This is a genomic window from Vibrio sp. OPT46 (assembly GCF_015163535.1).
Taxonomy (GTDB): Bacteria; Pseudomonadota; Gammaproteobacteria; order Enterobacterales; family Vibrionaceae; genus Vibrio; species Vibrio alginolyticus.
This window is the reverse complement of the sequence record NZ_JADDYG010000531.1, coordinates 1-262: the sequence shown is the minus strand read 5'-3', so window position 1 is coordinate 262 and position 262 is coordinate 1. Positions and strand designations below refer to the sequence as shown.

At 38.2% G+C, this 262-nt stretch carries 1 protein-coding gene; it reads right to left on the bottom strand.

What is annotated here, in order from left to right; translation table 11 throughout:
* On the bottom strand, nt 1-262 hold a 262-nt coding region (locus tag IQR33_RS33950; RefSeq protein WP_228014061.1), incomplete at both ends, for a hypothetical protein.

Sequence of the window (262 nt, the reverse complement as noted above, 5' to 3'; positions counted from 1 at the left end):
ATTGAACCACAGGCTCCTCCACGAAATTCTAAAATAGCGCCAGTATTTTCAGCCCCATTCTTTCCTATAGGCTCATCGACATAATTAAGAGAAGAAGACCCGCTTGAATTAGGGTACATTGAGCTGATTCGTGAAAATGATGGAAATGAGTCGGTTGGGAATACGCTAGATGTCCCATTTGAATTAATCGATTTTAAAGTGAATTTTCTATCATTTGAGCTTTCAAACAACTCAGCACAAGAAAGCATAGAAACCATAGTTT